The sequence below is a fragment of the Arthrobacter sp. NPDC080086 genome (genome assembly GCF_040702285.1).
Map to the genome: position 1 here is coordinate 76,133 of NZ_JBFBKP010000008.1, position 16,471 is coordinate 92,603.

Below are 16,471 nucleotides of genomic sequence, written 5' to 3' on the forward strand. Positions count from 1 at the left end.
GCCGGCGGACGTAGGCTGGCCGCATGAGCCACGTGAACGATCCCGCCGTCGTCGAACGCCTCCTGCGCACCAAGGGCCGGTGGGCCATCGTGGGCCTGAGCACCAACCAATGGCGTGCTGCCTACGACACGTCGCTGTTCATCCGCGACCGCCTGGGCATGGACATCATCCCGGTCAACCTGCCCGGCGACGACGTGCACGGAGAGGCCGGCTACCGCTCGCTGGCGGAAATCCCGGCGGAGAAGCGGCCCATCGACGTCGTGGATTGCTTCGTGAACTCCGGACGCGTCGGCGACGTGGTGGACCAGGCGATTGCCGCCGGCGCCGGCGCCGTCTGGCTGCAGCTGGGCGTCATCGACGAGGCCGCGGCCGAACGCGCCAAGGCCGCCGGGCTGGACGTCGTCATGAACGCCTGCCCGGCCAGGGAAGCGCCGCTCCTGGGCCTTTAACCGGGACTGACGGGAGCTTTACGGCGTGTGACGCGCCGCTTTCACCTCGGCCGGGCGTGTGCCAGATTCGTGGGGTAACCATCCCGAGCGGCTGAGAGACCTGGCTCCGTGACGCCGCAGCAACCCCCTCGATGAGGACGGTGCTACCGCCAGGACCGATGGAGAACCACTGTTCCACGGACCCGAGAGGCCGCGCTTTGCGCTGCCCCGGCGCCGGGGGATGAGGCTTTCCTCGGGCGAGCCCCGGAGGAATCATGAACACCACAACGACGGCAGCGCCGGCCCGGATCGCGGGCGGTCTGCTGTGATCGAGATCCAGAACGTCAGCACCTCGTTCCCGTCGAAGGACGGCCGGTTCACCGCCGTCGACGACGTCACCCTCACCGTGGAGCGCGGCCGGATCCAAGGCATCATCGGGTTCTCCGGCGCCGGCAAATCCACGCTGCTGCGCAACATCAACCTGCTCGAACGCCCCACTTCGGGCCGGGTCCTGGTCGACGGCGTGGACCTGACCGCCCTAAGCGAGCCGGAACTGCGCAGCAGCCGGCACGGAATCGGCATGATCTTCCAGCACTTCAACCTGCTCAACAACCTCACCGCGCAGGAGAACGTGGAGCTCTCACTGAAGTTCGCCGGGGTGGGGAAGGCCGAACGCCGGCGCCGGGCGGCCGACGCCCTGGCCATCGTGGACCTCGCGGACAAGGCCGCCAGCTACCCCGCGAAGCTCTCCGGCGGCCAGAAGCAGCGGGTGGCCATCGCCCGGGCGCTGGCCACGGAGCCGAAGGTCCTGCTCTGCGACGAACCGACGTCGGCCGTGGACCCCCGGACCACCGCCTCCGTGCTGCAGTACCTCGCTGACGTCAACGCCGAATTCGGCATCACGATCGTGGTGGTCACGCACGAAATGAACGTCATCAAGGCCATCGCGGACAACGTCGCGGTCATGGAGGACGGCCGGATCGTCGAGCAATTCGACCTGGCCGAGCTCGAACGCCCCGGCTTCCACCCCGCCACCTCGATCGGGCGGTACCTGGTCTCCGACGCCATCGAGCTGAACCGGCCCCACCGGGCAGCCGCCCCGGCCGGCCCCGCCCCGAAAGGCCTGATCCATGCTTGAGCGCATCCTCTCGGTCCTGCCCGAAATCGGCGCCGCCATGGGCCAGACCCTGGCCATGCTGCTGGTCGCGATCCCGCTGGCCGTCCTGATCGGCACGCCGCTGGGCGTCTGGCTCTACACGATCGGCCCCGGCGGGCTGCGGCACCGGCCCCGGCTCCACCGGGTCCTGGACGGCCTGGTCAACCTGGTCCGGTCCTTCCCGTTCCTGATCCTGCTGATCGCCATCATCCCGGTGACCCGCTTCATCGTGGGCACCACCATCGGCACGGCCGCGGTGATCGTCCCGCTGAGCATCAACGCCATCCCGTACTTCGCCCGCTTCGTGGAACAGAACCTCAGCCAACTCGGCAGCGGGGTGGTGGAGGCCGCCCGTTCGATGGGAGCCAGCCGGTCCCAGATCGTCCGGGACGTGCTGCTGGTGGAGGCCCGGCCGGGACTGGTCAGCTCCATCACCATCATGACCGTCAGCTTCATCTCCTACTCGGCAATGGCCGGGCTGGTGGGCGGCGGCGGGATCGGCGACTTCGCCATCCGCTACGGCTACTACCGCTACGAAACCCCGCTGATGATCACCGCGATCATCCTGATGATCCTGCTGGTCACCCTCGTCCAGTTCGGCGGCTCCCGCCTGGCCCGCCGCCTCGACAAGCGGCTCTGACCGCGGCCCCGGCACCCCACTTCGGAAAGCAGAACCATGACTTCACCAGCCAGCCCCCGCTTCGACGGACCCCGCCCCCGCCTGCTCCTCAGCGCGTTCGTCATGAACACCACCAGCCACATCATGGGCGGCCAATGGCGCCGCCCCGAGGCCCAGCAGCACCGCTTCAACGAACTGCAGCTCTGGACCGACCTGGCCCGGCAGCTGGAGGACGCGAAATTCGACGCGATCTTCTTCGCCGACGTCGTGGGCCTCTACGGCGACTACGACGGCGGCTGGGCCTCCCACCTGAGGAAGGGCCTGCAGGTTCCCTCCAACGACCCGCTGATCCTGCTTTCGGCCCTGGCCGCCGCCACCCGGGAGATCGGCTTGGCCGCCACCTCCTCCGTGATCCAGAGCCACCCCTTCCAGTTCGCCCGGCAGATGTCCACCCTGGACCACATCAGCAACGGCCGGGTGGGCTGGAACATCGTCACCAGCGTGCTGGAAAACTCGCACCGGAACTTCAACTCCACCGAGCTGACCAAACATGACGAGCGCTACGACTGGGCGGACGAATACGTCGAGGCGGCCTACAAGCTGTGGGAGGGCTCCTGGGCGGACGACGCCCTGGTCCGGGACAAGGAGGGCGGCCTCCACGCGGACCCCGAAAAGGTCAGCAAGATCTACCACAGCGGGCCCCGCTACTCCATCGACGGGCCGCACCTCGTGGCGCCGTCGCCGCAGCGCACCCCGGTGCTCTTCCAGGCCGGCAGCTCCGGCCGCGGCCAGCAGTTCTGCGCCGCCAACGCGGAGGCGACCTTCACCCTGGCGCCCAGCACCGCGATCGCGGGCGCCTACACGGCCGCCGTTCGCGAGCAGGCGGTGGCCGCCGGCCGTCGTCCCGAGGACGTGAAGTTCCTCCAGGGCATGCACTTCGTGGTGGGCGGCACCGAAGCCGAGGCGGCCCGGAAGGCGGCCGAGCTGGAGGACAGCCTGGACATCGAGGCCCTGCTGGCCCACGTCGGCGGCGGATTCGGCGTCGACCTGGGCGGGCTGCCGCTGGACACCCCGCTGGGTGACATCCAGACCGAGGGCAGCCAGGGACACCTGGAGGCCATCCGGGCCTCCACCCGCGGCGGCAACCCGACGCTCCGAGACATCGCGCTGTACCGCAGCCGGGCCAACCGGGTGGTGGGAACACCGGAACAGATCGCGGACCGGCTCGAAGAGTGGCAGGACGCCGGCATCGACGGGATCAACATCATCAACCAGACCATCCCGGGGTCCTACACCGATTTCATCACCGGGGTGCTGCCCGAACTGCGGGACCGCGGCCTCGCCCAGACCGGCTACGCGCCGGGAACCCTGCGCGAAAAGCTCTTCGGTGACGGCCCCCGACTCAACGGCCGGCACCCCGCCGCCGCCTTCCGCGGCGCCTTCACAGCGTTCTCCGCGGCCGCCGAAAACACTCCCGCCGCCGTCGGCGTCTAACCCCCCACGACAAAGGACACCCGCCATGCACCGCAGAAATTTCCTCAAGTTCGCCCTTGCCGGAGCCGGCGCCGCGTCCGCCACGGCCCTCACCGGCTGCGGCCTGGTCAACCCCGGCGGCGCCAACGCCGCCTCGGGCGGGAAGACCATCAAGATCATCGTCACCGAGTCCGCGCCGTACCAGGAGCCAACGAAGATCGCTAAGAAGCTCCTCGAGGCCAAGGGCTGGACGCTGGAGCCCACCTACGTCACGGACATCATCCAGCCCAACCTGGCGGTGGCGAACGGTGAATTCGACGCCAACTTCTTCCAGCACAATGCCTACCTGAAGCAGTTCAACCAGGACAAGGGCCTCTCCAACGTCGGCCTGTTCTACGTCTACAGCGCGCCCGGCGGGATCTGGTCGGACAAGTACAAGTCCCTCAGCGAGCTCCCCGACGGGGCCAAGATCGGCATCCCCGTGGACCCGGCCAACAACGGCCGCGCCCTGTTCATGCTCCGCGACGCCGGGCTGCTGGAGCTCTCCGACGCCACCGTCATCCACACCTCGCAGAAGAACATCACCGCCAACCCGAAGAAGCTGCAGTTTGTGGAAGTGGACCAGCAGTCCCTGGCCAAGACCCTCCCGGACGTCGACGCCGGCTTCCTGATCGCCCGGATGGCGGCCGACGCCAAGCACACCCGGGCCGACGCGCTGGCCTTCGAGCCCGACGCCAACCAGGTCCCCTTCCGGATCGTCGTTGCCGGGCGGCCCGAGTTCGCCGGCACCGAGAAGGCGGCCGCGCTGAAGGAGGCCTACCAGTCGCCCGAGGTCAAGGCCTGGTTCGCCGGCTACCAGAACGGAATCCTGCCCACGCCGTGGGATCAGGACCCGGCCGCCGACGCGGCGAAACTCTAGCCGGCCCGGGGAACAGGAGACGCGATGAGCACCTCAACAGAAACAACGACGACGGCGGCGGGCGCCACCACGGAGCACGGCTACCAGGCCCTGGCCGGGCGGTTCCGCCCGGTCTTCGCCCGGATCGCCGAGGGCGCCCTGGACCGGGAGCGGGACCGCGTCCTGCCCTTCGAGCAGGTCCGCTGGCTCAACGAGGCAGGGTTCGGCCGGCTGCGGGTCCCCGTGGAGCACGGAGGGGACGGGATCGGCTTCGAGCCGTTCTTCCGGCTGCTGGTGGAACTGGCCGAGGCCGACTCCTCGGTGGCGCACCTGTACCGCTCGCACTTCGCGTTCGTGGAGACCGTGGGCCTGGAGGGCCCCGGCTTCCAGGACCGCTGGTACCCGCGGGTGGTGGCCGGCGAAATCTTCGGCAATGCGGCCACCGAGCAGTCCGGCAACGTCCTCGGCGCCACCGGAACCACGCTGACCCCGTCCGGACCGGACTGGGTGCTCAACGGCCGGAAGTTCTACACCACCGGGACCATCTTCGCCCGGTGGATCGCCGTCACGGCCAGTACCGCGGGCCGGGAGGGCCGCCAATACGCCGTCGTTAGCACCACGGCGCCCGGGGTGGAGATTCTCGACGACTGGGACGGGTTCGGCCAGCAGCTCACCGGGACGGGCACCACAATTTTCCGCGACGTCGCCGTGCCCGCGGAGCACATCATCCAGCGTTCGGTGTCCACCACGCACGAACCGGCCTTCTTCCAGCTTGTCCTGCTGGCGGTGCTGGCCGGGATCGGGCGGGCGGCCCTGGCGGATGCGAGGGCACTGGTCCGGGACCGGAAACGCACCTTCAACACCGGCTCGGGCGAGCTGTTCCGGCACGACCCGCTGATCCTGCAACTCGTGGGGCAGCTCTCCGCCAAGGTCTTCGCCGCGGAGTCCGTGGTCCTGGCCGCCGCCCGCGAGCTCGACGCCGCCGCCGATCCGGGCCTGGACCTCGCCCCCGCCGAGCGGTACAGCAGGGGAGAGGCGGCCGTGGGGAAGGCGCAGCTGCTGGTCCCCGAGCTGGTGCAGTCGGCAGCCCAGCAGCTCTTCGACGTCACCGGCGCCTCCGCCACCTCGAAGGCCAAGGCACTGGACCGGCACTGGCGGAACGCCCGCACGGTCGCCACGCACAACCCGGCGGTCTTCAAGGCCCGGATCCTGGGCGACTACGAGGTCAACGGCACCACACCGGAGGGGCTTCACAGCATCGGCGACGCGCCGAAGGCGCCGGCGGCGGGGGAGTAGCGTCCATCCAGCCGCGCCGCTTCAGCACACCGGGGCGGCTTAGCCTCACCGCGGAGACCTAGCCTCCCGGGTCCGGGCTGCCCGCTGTCCGGCCCCGGACGTAAGCTCGGACCATGGATGCGGCCGCACTGCGAGAAATCTGCCTGGGCTTCCCCGGCGCCTTCGAGGACTACCCGTTCGGGCCCGAGATGGCCGTGTTCAAGGTCCGCGCCGCCATTGCCGGCGGGGCCCGGCACCAGGCGAAGGTCTTCGCCCTGTCCGCCATGGACCCGGAGGACTTCAGCGTGAGCCTCAAATGCGAACCGGCGCTCGCGGAACAGCTCCGGCAGGTGCACCCGGAGATCACCGGAGCCTGGCACCTGAACAAGCGGCACTGGAACGGCGTCCGGCTGGACGGTGCGCTCCCGGACGACATGATCCGGGACATGGTGGAGGATTCCTACGACCTGGTGGTGGCCACCCTGAGCCGGGCCCAGCAGGCGCAACTGGGCTGGTCCCGGCTGGCACGGGGTGGGGACCGGGGCAACGACCGGATCGGGGACCGGCCGTGAGGGGCGGGGACCGGATCGCCGCGGGCGAGCTTACCTATTCCGGCGTCGGTGCCACCGAGAGCGGCCGGCTTCCCGCGGATGGCAACGGCATCGTCACCCGGGCCCACATCGGCGACGGGGAGGCGGCCTACCGCCGGGCGGTGCACGGCCTGATGACCTGGCAGCTGCACCGCGGCGCGGGGCTGCGGGTCCGGGCCGAATCCGACGTCGCCTCCGGCGTCCGGGTGGTCAGCGGCTTCGGCGTCGGCCCGTTCCGCGTCGACGCTCCCTGCGAGGTGGTCTGGGTGCACCCGCCCCGCCCCGGGGCCGGCCCGCAGTCGGCCGGATTCGGTTACGGCACCCTGCCCGGGCACCCCGTCCGGGGCGAGGAGTCCTTCGAGATCTCGCTGGATGAGGCCGGCCGGGTGCTGATCACCATCACCGCCTTCGGTGTCCCGTCCACCTGGTTCTACGCCGCCGGCCGTCCCGTCACGGACCGGGCGCGCCGGCTGGTCACTTCCCGGTACGTTAGGAGTGCACAGGAACTGGCCGCCGGCGTGAACCGAGCAGGAGTGAGTGGATGCTGAACCAACAGAACCTGGACCTGATCTGGAACTTCGACAATCCCGGGCTCTCCGAAGCCCGCTTCAGGGAGGCACTGGAGGACCCGGCATTCGACGCCGATGAACGCGCCGAACTTGCCACCCAGCTGGGCCGGGCGATCGGGCTGCAGGGCCGGTACGAGGAAGCCGACGCACTGCTGGACGCGGTCGACGCCGACGAACCCACCGTGGCGGTGAGGGTCCTGCTCGAGCGCGGCCGGGTGCTCAACTCCGGCGGCCACCCCGAGATGGCCGTTCCCCTTTTCGAGCAGGCCGCGGAACTCGCGGACCACCTTGGCGAGGACTTCCTGGCCGTGGACGCGCTGCACATGCTGGCCATCGCGGACACCGCCCACGCCGAAACCTGGACCCGCAGCGCCCTCGAGTACGCCTCCACCGCCGGCGACGAACGCACCCGGCGGTGGCTGGTGGCACTGCACAACAACCTCGGCTGGTCGCTGCACGAGGCGGGCCGCTGCACCGAGGCCATGGTCGAATTCCAGCTGGCCGAGCAGTGGGCCGAACGGGTCGGCACGCCCCGGCAGCAGGAGCTCGCCCGGGCCGCCATCGGCGCCTGCTGACCGGCTGACCGGCAGCGGGCAGACCGGCCCAACTGAAATACTGAAAGACCGTATCCGTACCGAAAGGGACCGTCCATGATCTTCATCGTCGTCAAATTCAAGGTCAAGCCCGACTGGTCCGAGCGCTGGCTCGGCCTCGTGGAGGACTTCACCTCCTCCACCCGCAAGGAAGCCGGCAACCTCTGGTTCGAGTGGTCACGCAGCGTCGAGGACCCGAACGAGTTCGTCCTCGTCGAGGCCTTCAAGGACGACGCCGCCGGAGACCACGTCAACAGCGCCCACTTCAAAAAGGCCATGGAGGACATGCCCCAGGCCCTGGTGGAGACGCCCCGGATCATCAGCCGCCAGATCGACGGCGACGGCTGGGACCGGATGGGCGAGCTCACCATCTAGCCCGGGCGTTACGCTGGGGCCATGTGGATCGGCTGGATCGAGTTCGACCTTCTGCTGGGCGACGTGCACAGCCTGAAGGAAAAACGGTCCGTGGTCCGGCCGCTGCTGGCGGAGCTGAAGCGGCGCTTCGACATCTCCGTCACGGAGGCCGGCTACCAGGACCAGTACCGCAGGGCCCTGGTGGGCGCCGGACTGGTCGCCGCGGACCGCGCCCACCTCATCGAGGTGCTGGCCGCCGTCGAACGCTTCGTCGCGGCCCGGCCGGAGGTCGAACTCCTCAGCGCCCGCCAGCGCGAACTCCGCAGCGACGACTAGGCCCGGCGCGCGGCCCCAGGGCGCGGGGCCTCAGGGCGCACGGCCTCAGGGCGCGGGGTCCCGGGAAGGCAGGCCGCCGCCGTCGGGTTCCCGGTCCTCCGCCTCCAACAGGGCGGCCAGGGCGGCCAGTGCCGGAAGTGCGTCCTCGATGGCCTGCTGCGAGGATTCGGGCAGCCGCCGGAGGGCGTCGCCCAGGCGGCGGTCATTGGCGTCCTGCCAGGCGGCGAGGACCGCGGCGCCCCGCTCGGTAAGGGTCAGCGTCACCGAACGCCGGTCGCCCGGCCGGGTCAGCCGCTCCACCAGCCCCGACACCACCATCTGCTGGACCAGGTTGCTCACCGTGTTGACGGCCAGCCGCTGCCGCGAAGCCAGCCCGCTCACGCCGATTCCCGGTTCCTCGGCCAGCCGCTGCAGGACCTCCACCTGGGCCATCGGCAGCGCTTCCCAGGGAAACTCCTGCCGCACGCTGGAGCGCAGCACCCTGCGCAGGCGGGTGATCACGCCGGTCAGGGACCACGCGCCGGAGTCCCGGCGGGCCGCTGCCTCCGGTGCGGATTCCACGGCCCTCATCATCCGCCCAGTTTAGCCGGATAGAGTCAGACCTAGAATAGTTCTGTGGCAGAACCAATTACCGTGCCGCGCACTTCTTAGACAGGACCGCCATGACCGCCGGAGATTCGTTTTTCCCGTCCCCGACCGTCAGCGCCTTCCACGTGGGACCGCTGACCATCCACTTCTACGCCCTCTGCATCCTGGCCGGCATCGCGGTGGCCATCTGGCTGGGGTCCCGCCGTTGGATCGCCCGCGGAGGCCTGCCCGGCCAGGTCCTGGACATCTGCGTCTGGGCTGTCCCGGCCGGGATCATCGGCGGCCGGACCTACCACGTCATCACCGACCCGGAGCTGTATTTCCTGCCCGGCCGGAACCCCTGGAATGCTTTCGCCATCTGGGACGGCGGCCTGGGCATCTGGGGAGCGATCGCGCTCGGCTGCGTGGGCGCCTGGATCGGCTGCCGCCGGGCCGGGGTGTCCTTCGTGGCCTTCCTGGATTCCGTGGCGCCCGGCGTGCTCTTTGCCCAGGCCCTCGGCCGCTGGGGCAACTGGTTCAACAACGAACTCTACGGCGACCCCACCACCCTGCCGTGGAAGCTGCAGATCCACCAGATGGACGCCGCCGGAAACGCGGTCACCGATCCCTCCGGCGCCGCCGTGGTGCTCGGCTACTTCCAGCCGACCTTCCTGTACGAGTCACTCTGGTGCGTCGCCGTCGCCCTGCTCATCCTCTTCCTGGACCGCCGCTTCAAGCTCGGAGCCGGCAGCGTGTTCGCCCTCTACGTCGCCGGATACACGGCGGGCCGCTTCGCCTTCGAACTGATGCGCTCGGACTACGCCAACCTGATCCTGGGGCTCCGGGTCAACACCTGGGTGGCCGCGCTGATCTTCCTTGGCGGCGTGGCGGGCTTCCTGCTGACCTTCCGCCGGAAGCCTTCGGCGGCGATCCCGGGCGCCGCGCCCGACGGCGGTGACGAGCCTCCCGCCGCCGACGCACCTCCCGCTCTTGACACCCCCTCTACCGTCGACGCCCCGTCCGCTGGCGACGCCCCCTCCGCCGTCGACGCCAAGACCGCCGGCGACGCCGAGACCGCCCCCGCGACCCGGGAACATCCCGATGCCCGCTAGGCGATCCCTCTGGCGTGCGGTCCTGGCCTTCATCGCGGCCGGGACCGTGTGCGGCGTGCTGGTGGCCGGTCTCTTTATCCCCGCCACCGCCATGGCGGGCGCGGTGGTCAGCGACTCGATCGGCATGTTCGACAAGCTCCCCGATGACCTGAACCTCAACGCCCCGCCGGCCACCTCCACCGTCCTGGCCAACGACGGTTCCGTCATCGCCTCCTTCTACGCGGAGAACCGGGCGCCGGTCAGCCTGGACAAGATGTCCCCCTTCATCAAGGACGGCATCGTCGCCATCGAGGACGCCCGTTTCTATCAGCACGGCGGCATCGACACCACCGGCATCCTGCGCGCCCTCGTCGCCACCGCGCAGGGTGGCCGCCAGGGCGCGTCCACCCTCACCCAGCAGTACGTCAACAACATGATCATCGAATCCCTCGTGGCGCAGGGGAAGAGCGAGGACGTCAAGCTCGGCTACGCCAAGACGGTGGGGGACAAGCTGCGGGAGATGAAGCTCGCGATCGCCCTGGAGAAGACCTACTCCAAGGACCAGATTCTGCAGGGCTACCTCAACGTGGTCTACTTCGGCAACGGCGCTTACGGGATCGACGCCGCCGCCCACGAATACTTCAACGTCAGCGCCGCGCAACTGACCCTGCCGCAGGCGGCGGCGCTGGCCGGCGTCGTCAACAGCCCGGTCTACTACGACCCGCTCACCCAGCCGGACCACGTGGTGTCCCGCCGCAACGAGGTCCTCGACAAGATGCTCCAGCAGGGCAAGATCAGCCAGGCCGACCACGACGCGGCGGTCAAGGCACCGATCGGCCTCAACGTCCACCCGGCCAGCCAGGGCTGCGCCGGTGCCGTCTCCGCGCCCTACTTCTGCGACTACGTCCAGCGGCTGATCCTCAACGACCCGGCCTTCGGGCCCGACGAGGACGCCCGGAAGAAGCTGCTCTACCTGGGCGGCCTGACGATCCGCACCACCCTGGACCCGGCGCTGCAAAAGGTGGCCCAGGACCAGGTCAACGCCTCCATGTCCGCCACCGACCCGCTGCAGCGCGGGGCGTCCCTGGTCAGCGTCCAGCCCGGCACCGGCAAGGTGCTGACCATGGCGCAGAACACCAATTACAACCCCACGGCGGGTCCGGGCAACTACACCGGCAACTTCGCGCTGCCCGAACGGGACGCCAACGGCCAGCCCCTCGATGGCGCCGGCGGCTTCCAGATCGGCTCCACCATGAAGCCGTTCGTCTTCGCCGAGTGGCTGCGCGCCGGCAAGTCCATGGGCACCGTCCTGGACGGCGCGGTGCGCCTCTACCGGCCCGGCTACCCCTGGCAGAACTCCTGCGGCCGCACCACCGGATCCTATGACCCGGCGGCAGGGACGCACCTCCTGCCCAACGACGACGCGAACCACTACGTCAGGATGAGCGTCCTCCAGGGCCTCTACCAGTCGATCAACACCATCACCTTCCAGTCCGCCGCGCAGCTGGACTTCTGCAACATCCAGAAAATGGCGACGGCGGCCGGCGTCGCCGACGGACACACCAACAAGCCCTACGACGTTTCCAGCATCGCCAGCCTGATCGGCACCCAGGACGTCGCACCGCTGACCATGGCCGACGCCTACGCCACCTTCGCCGCCGGCGGCGAGCACTGCGACCCGATCGCCCTCGAATCGGTCACCGGCCCGCACGGCAAGACGTACCCGGTCCCGGACGCGCACTGCCAGCAGGCCGTCGATCCGGACGTCGCGGCCGGGGTGACCTACGCGCTGAAGAACGTGCTGACCCGGGGCTCCGGCTACAACATCCCGGTTTCCAAGGCCACGGACATCTTCGCCAAGACCGGCACCACGGACGGCAACACCATGACCTGGACCGTGGGCGGCACCTCCGGGATCACCACGGCGTCCTGGTTCGGCAGCTACCAGGGCATCGGACCGCGCTGGGTGAACCAGGACATCACCATCAACGGCCGCTACTACGTGGGCGTGGACGGCGCGGACATCGCCGGCGGCCAGTGGGGCCGGCTGATGGACGCCGCGGCGCAACGCTATCCCGGCGCCCCATTCGCCATGCCTCCGGCGTCGATGACCCGCTGATGCCGGGTACCGCCTGAAGCGCGACCTTGATTAAAACCGAACGGCCGCCCCTCCAGTGGAGGGGCGGCCGTTCAGTTCAGGCGGTGGGTGAGCGTCAGCCGAAGTACTTCGGCAGTGTCCCCTCGTGCGCCTCGCGGAGCGCGTCCAGGCTCAGGGTGTCCACGCCGTTGATCTCCAGCGTGCCGCCCTCGGCGTCGACGACGCCGATCCGGACGTGCGCGAAGCCGCGGGCGGTGCACATGTCCTTGAAGCGGATCTCCTCCGAGCGGGGCACGGCCACGACGGCGCGCGCCTGCGACTCGGAGAACAGCGCGGTGAAGAGGTCCACGCCGTCGCGGTCCATGACGTCCTGCAGCGAGATCCGGGCGCCGACGCCGTAGCGCAGCGAGGATTCCACCAGGGCCGCGGCGAGGCCGCCCTCGGAGACGTCGTGGGCGGAGTCCACCATGCCGTCGCGGGAGGCGTTGATCAGGATCTGGCCCAGCTCGCGCTCGGCGGCGAGGTCAACCTTCGGCGGCCGGCCGCCCAGGTGGCCGCGCATGTTGGCCCATTCGGACCCGTCCAGTTCGGAACCGGTGGTGCCGAGGAGGTAGATCGCCTGGCCGTCCTCACGCCAGCCCGACGGCGTGCGGCGGGCGACGTCGTCGAGCTTGCCCAGCACCGCCACCACGGGGGAGGGGTGGATGGGGGTGGTGCCGGTCTGGTTGTAGAGCGAGACGTTGCCGCCGGTGACCGGGATGCCGAGCTCCATGCAGGCGTCGGAGAGGCCGCGGATGGCTTCGGCGAGCTGCCACATGACGTCCGGGTCCTCGGGGGAACCGAAGTTCAGGCAGTCGCTGACGGCCATCGGGATGGCGCCGGAGGTGGCCACGTTGCGGTACGCCTCGGCCAGGGCCAGCTGCGCGCCCTGGTACGGGTCCAGGTAGGTGTAGCGGCCGTTGGCGTCGGTGGCCAGGGCCACGCCCAGGCCGGTCTCCTCGTCCACCCGGACCACGCCGGCGTCGTCCGGGAACGCCATGGCGGTGTTGCCGCCGACGTACCGGTCGTACTGGTTGGTGATCCAGGCCTTGCTGCACATGTTCGGCGAGGCCACCAGCTCGGTGACGGCCGCAGCGAGCTCGGACGGGGCGGCCGGGCGGCCGGCGTCCTGCACGGAGCCGGTGAAGGCATCCGCCTGGACGGAGTCCTGCCACTCGGGACGGGCGTAGGGGCGGTCGTAGACCGGGCCGTCGTGGGCGACGGTGCGCGGGTCGACGTCGACGATCACTTCGCCGTCCCAGGTGATGATCAGGCGGCCGGTGTCGGTCACCTCGCCCAGCCAGGAGTACTCCACGGCCCACTTGTCCATCACGGCCTCGAACGCCTCGACGTTCTCGGGGGTGACCACGGCCATCATGCGTTCCTGCGACTCGGACATCAGGATTTCGCCCGGGGTCAGGGTGGGGTCGCGCAGCAGCACGGAGGTCAGCTCGACCTGCATGCCGCCGTCGCCGTTGGACGCCAGTTCGGAGGTGGCGCAGGAGATGCCCGCAGCGCCGAGGTCTTGGATGCCCTCCACCAGGGAACCCTTGAAGAGCTCCAGGCAGCACTCGATCAGGACCTTCTCCGCGAACGGGTCGCCCACCTGCACGGCCGGACGCTTGGAGGGCTTGGTGTCGTCGAAGGACTCGGACGCCAGCACGGACGCGCCGCCGATTCCGTCGCCGCCGGTGCGGGCACCGAACAGGACAACCTTGTTGCCCTTGCCGGAGGCGTTGGCGAGGCGGATGTCCTCATGCCGCATGACGCCGACGGCGAGGGCGTTGACCAGCGGGTTGCCCTGGTAAACGGAGTCGAAGACCATCTCCCCGCCGATGTTCGGCAGGCCCAGGGAGTTACCGTAGCCGCCGATGCCGGCCACGGCGCCGTGCATGACGCGGGCGGTGTCCGGGTGGTCGATCGCGCCGAAGCGCAGCGGGTCCATGACGGCCACGGGGCGGGCGCCCATCGAGATGATGTCGCGGACGATCCCGCCGATGCCGGTCGCGGCGCCCTGGTAAGGCTCCACGAAGGAGGGCGAGTTGTGCGACTCGATCTTGAAGGTCACGGCCCAGCCGTCGCCGAGGTTGGTGACACCGGCGTTCTCGCCGATGCCCACTAGCATGTCCTTCTTCATCTCCTCGGTGACCTTCTCGCCGAACTGGCGCAGGTGGTTCTTGGAGGACTTGTAGGAGCAGTGCTCGCTCCACATGACGGAGTACATGGCCAGCTCGGCGCCGGTGGGGCGGCGGCCGAGGACCTTGACAACCTCGTCGAACTCGTTCTGCTTCAGGCCCAGCTCGGCCCAGGGCAGCTCGGTGTCCGGGGTCCTGGCCGCGTTCTCCACCGTGTCGATGTTGAACTTCTTGCCGGACTCCGCGGGCTTGGCCACGGCGGGGGTCTCGGTCATTTGTTGTCTCCCACGATCTTGTTCAGGACAGAGGTGAAAAAGCCCAGGCCCCCGGTGCCGGAGCCGTTCTCCGGACCGAAGCCCGCCTCGATGGCGTGCTCGGGGTGCGGCATGAGGCCCACCACGTTGCCCGCCTCGTTGGTGATGCCGGCGATGTCGCGGCGGGAGCCGTTCGGGTTCCAGCCGACGTAGCGGAACACCACGCGGTTCTCGGCTTCCAACGCGTCGAGGGTCTTCTCGTCCGCGATGTACTGGCCGTCCTGGTTCTTCAGCGGAACGGTGATTTCCTGGCCGGCGGTGTAGTCGCCGGTCCACGCCGTGGCGGTGTTCTCCACGCGGAGGACCTGGTCGCGGCAGAGGAACTTCAGGTGGTCGTTCTTGATCATGGAGCCGGGCAAAAGGTGCGACTCGGTGAGGATCTGGAAGCCGTTGCAGATGCCCAGGACCGGCAGGCGGGCCTCGGAGTTGGCGGCGTCGATGATCTTCGACATGAGCGGGGCGAACCGGGCGATCGCGCCGGCGCGCAGGTAATCACCGTAGGAGAAACCGCCGGGGATCACGACGGCGTCGACGTCGGCCAGGGTGGTGTCCGCGTGCCAGAGGGCCACGGGGGTGGCGCCGGCCAGCCGGACGGCGCGGGCGGCGTCGCGGTCATCGAGGGTGCCGGGGAAGGTGACGACGCCGATCTTCGCGCCAGCGAGCCGGGGCTCGGCAGCGATCGCGACGGCCTCGCCGATCAGGGGTTGTTCAGTCATTTCAGGCCTCGACGACCTCGACGTTGACGACATCCTCGATCACCGGGTTGGAGAGCAGGGTCTCCGCGGCGTTCCGGGCCTGGGCCAGGATCTCCTCGGTCACCTCGCCGTCGACGGTGAGTTCGAAACGCTTGCCCTGGCGGACGCCGCTGAAGGCGGTGAATCCGAGGCGGGGCAACGCTCCGACGATCGCCTTCCCCTGCGGGTCCAGAATCTCGGGCTTGGGCATGACGTCGACAACGATCCGGGGCATCCGGCAACTCCTGTGCGTGAGCGTTGGGTAAGGGCGCAGCGGAGTGGTGCCGTCTCACGCCGGTCCCGCTGTGATGAAACAGGAATGTTCCAGGACGGCGTGGTTCGGGCGCTCCGCGAGCTTGCACGCTTATTCTACCGGGCCTGCTCCGCCGGGCGTATTCGTGACCGCTGGAGCCTGGCTGGCCCTGTGCGCGCGGATGTCCGGGGACGCCATGGGGCGTCCCCGGACAGCTCACAGGACGGTTAGTCCTTTACTGGGGCCGTTGCTTAGGCCGACCACTTGAGCCGCATACCGAGCAACATCAGCAGTCCCGCGCCGAGGAACAGGCCCGCGAGCCACAGTGCGTTGGCGTTGGCTCCGGTGTAGGCGAGCGTGGTGGCCCCGGCGGGGACACCTGACGGCGCTGAAGCGGCGGACACGATGCCATGCGAGGTGCCGGTGGCGCCCTGGTTTCCGGGCTGGACGGCTGCAGGCGACTCCGCCGCCGGGGGAGTAACCAATGGCGGTGTGACGACCGGCGGGGTAACCATCGGGGGAGTCACGACCGGCGGGGTGACCGTGGGCGGGTTGCCCGTCGTGGCCGCAGAGCCGCCACCGACGCCCACCGAGGTGGCGCCGAGCGAGATCGGCGCGCTGATGGGCGCGGTGATCTGGGTGCCGGAGAGAATCCCGCCGGAGCCGGTCGTGGCAGGACTCGATGTGGGGCCCGCTGCTGCCTGGCCCGTGTTGCCGGAACCCGTGGTGGCAGTGGAGTCACCCAGTGCTCCCACGGAGGTGGCGCCGAGGTTGATCGGGGCCGTGACCGGTGCGGTGACCTGGGTGCCGGAGAGGATTCCGTCCGCCCCGGTGGTTGTCGGACCCGCGGAGGTGGATTCGGCCGGTGCGGTCCCGGCGGTGGTCCCGCCGGTGGTGGCGGTGGAGTCGCCCAGTGCGCCCACGGAGGTGGCGCCGACGGTGATCGGAG

The 16,471-nt window shown here is 69.7% G+C and carries 18 protein-coding genes and 1 riboswitch; of the genes, 13 read left to right on the forward strand and 5 right to left on the reverse strand.

Going from position 1 to position 16,471, the window contains the following annotated elements:
- Positions 1-23: 23 nt before the first annotated feature.
- The 11 genes from AB0305_RS05285 to AB0305_RS05335 all read left to right on the forward strand — a co-directional run bounded on the left by AB0305_RS05285 (position 24) and on the right by AB0305_RS05335 (position 8,291).
- Positions 24-449, forward strand: coding sequence for a CoA-binding protein (locus AB0305_RS05285; RefSeq protein WP_364136376.1), 426 nt, complete (start codon positions 24-26; stop codon positions 447-449).
- Between the two features lie 75 nt (positions 450-524).
- A riboswitch (SAM riboswitch) is annotated at positions 525-614 on the forward strand.
- 139 nt (positions 615-753) lie between these two features.
- Positions 754-1,566 (forward strand): ATP-binding cassette domain-containing protein, encoded by an 813-nt coding sequence (locus AB0305_RS05290; RefSeq protein WP_364136378.1) that lies wholly within the window; start codon positions 754-756, stop codon positions 1,564-1,566.
- Complete coding sequence (locus AB0305_RS05295; RefSeq protein ID WP_364136380.1) at positions 1,559-2,224, forward strand: methionine ABC transporter permease; 666 nt, start codon at positions 1,559-1,561, stop codon at positions 2,222-2,224. Before AB0305_RS05290 ends, AB0305_RS05295 begins: the two co-directional genes overlap by 8 nt.
- A 36-nt stretch (positions 2,225-2,260) precedes the next feature.
- Complete coding sequence (locus AB0305_RS05300; protein WP_364136382.1) at positions 2,261-3,697, forward strand: NtaA/DmoA family FMN-dependent monooxygenase; 1,437 nt, start codon at positions 2,261-2,263, stop codon at positions 3,695-3,697.
- Positions 3,698-3,722: 25 nt separating this feature from the next.
- The gene (locus AB0305_RS05305; RefSeq protein WP_364136384.1) at positions 3,723-4,595 is read left to right on the forward strand and encodes a MetQ/NlpA family ABC transporter substrate-binding protein; all 873 of its coding nucleotides are present in this window, start codon (positions 3,723-3,725) and stop codon (positions 4,593-4,595) included.
- Positions 4,596-4,619: 24 nt separating this feature from the next.
- Positions 4,620-5,870 (forward strand): acyl-CoA dehydrogenase family protein, encoded by a 1,251-nt coding sequence (locus tag AB0305_RS05310; protein ID WP_364136386.1) that lies wholly within the window; start codon positions 4,620-4,622, stop codon positions 5,868-5,870.
- Between the two features lie 113 nt (positions 5,871-5,983).
- Complete coding sequence (locus tag AB0305_RS05315) at positions 5,984-6,421, forward strand: MmcQ/YjbR family DNA-binding protein (RefSeq protein ID WP_364136388.1); 438 nt, start codon at positions 5,984-5,986, stop codon at positions 6,419-6,421.
- Positions 6,418-6,987, forward strand: coding sequence for a DUF1990 domain-containing protein (locus AB0305_RS05320; RefSeq protein ID WP_364136390.1), 570 nt, complete (start codon positions 6,418-6,420; stop codon positions 6,985-6,987). The genes AB0305_RS05315 and AB0305_RS05320 overlap by 4 nt, the downstream gene beginning before the upstream one ends.
- Complete coding sequence (locus AB0305_RS05325) at positions 6,981-7,583, forward strand: hypothetical protein (RefSeq protein ID WP_290256754.1); 603 nt, start codon at positions 6,981-6,983, stop codon at positions 7,581-7,583. The genes AB0305_RS05320 and AB0305_RS05325 overlap by 7 nt, the downstream gene beginning before the upstream one ends.
- A 75-nt stretch (positions 7,584-7,658) precedes the next feature.
- On the forward strand, positions 7,659-7,976 hold the full coding sequence (locus AB0305_RS05330) for a putative quinol monooxygenase (protein WP_290256753.1): 318 nt from the start codon (positions 7,659-7,661) through the stop codon (positions 7,974-7,976).
- Between the two features lie 21 nt (positions 7,977-7,997).
- Positions 7,998-8,291: a DUF503 domain-containing protein gene (locus AB0305_RS05335; RefSeq protein ID WP_290256752.1), complete on the forward strand. Its 294-nt coding sequence runs from the start codon at positions 7,998-8,000 to the stop codon at positions 8,289-8,291.
- A gap of 45 nt (positions 8,292-8,336) precedes the next feature.
- Here the strand turns inward: AB0305_RS05335 and AB0305_RS05340 are convergent, their stop codons facing one another.
- Positions 8,337-8,864, reverse strand: a complete 528-nt coding sequence (locus AB0305_RS05340) for a MarR family transcriptional regulator (RefSeq protein WP_364136392.1) — start codon at positions 8,862-8,864, stop codon at positions 8,337-8,339.
- Between the two features lie 89 nt (positions 8,865-8,953).
- Here AB0305_RS05340 and lgt point away from each other — a divergent pair, with 89 nt between their 5' ends.
- Together lgt and AB0305_RS05350 are read left to right on the forward strand one after the other, a co-directional pair.
- On the forward strand, positions 8,954-9,970 hold the full coding sequence (lgt, locus tag AB0305_RS05345) for a prolipoprotein diacylglyceryl transferase (protein ID WP_364136394.1): 1,017 nt from the start codon (positions 8,954-8,956) through the stop codon (positions 9,968-9,970).
- Positions 9,960-12,068: a transglycosylase domain-containing protein gene (locus tag AB0305_RS05350; RefSeq protein WP_364136396.1), complete on the forward strand. Its 2,109-nt coding sequence runs from the start codon at positions 9,960-9,962 to the stop codon at positions 12,066-12,068. Before lgt ends, AB0305_RS05350 begins: the two co-directional genes overlap by 11 nt.
- Before the next feature lie 94 nt (positions 12,069-12,162).
- On the opposite strand, the gene purL is transcribed toward AB0305_RS05350, so the two are convergent.
- The 4 genes from purL to AB0305_RS05370 all read right to left on the reverse strand — a co-directional run.
- Positions 12,163-14,496 carry a phosphoribosylformylglycinamidine synthase subunit PurL gene (gene purL, locus AB0305_RS05355; RefSeq protein WP_290256748.1) on the reverse strand — a complete coding sequence of 778 codons (2,334 nt, stop codon included), beginning with the start codon at positions 14,494-14,496 and terminating at the stop codon, positions 12,163-12,165.
- Positions 14,493-15,251: a phosphoribosylformylglycinamidine synthase subunit PurQ gene (purQ, locus tag AB0305_RS05360; protein WP_364136398.1), complete on the reverse strand. Its 759-nt coding sequence runs from the start codon at positions 15,249-15,251 to the stop codon at positions 14,493-14,495. Before purQ ends, purL begins: the two co-directional genes overlap by 4 nt.
- A gap of 1 nt (position 15,252) precedes the next feature.
- Positions 15,253-15,504, reverse strand: coding sequence for a phosphoribosylformylglycinamidine synthase subunit PurS (gene purS, locus AB0305_RS05365; RefSeq protein ID WP_290256746.1), 252 nt, complete (start codon positions 15,502-15,504; stop codon positions 15,253-15,255).
- A gap of 269 nt (positions 15,505-15,773) precedes the next feature.
- On the reverse strand, positions 15,774-16,471 hold a 698-nt coding region (locus tag AB0305_RS05370; protein ID WP_366171982.1), incomplete at its 5' end, for a chaplin family protein.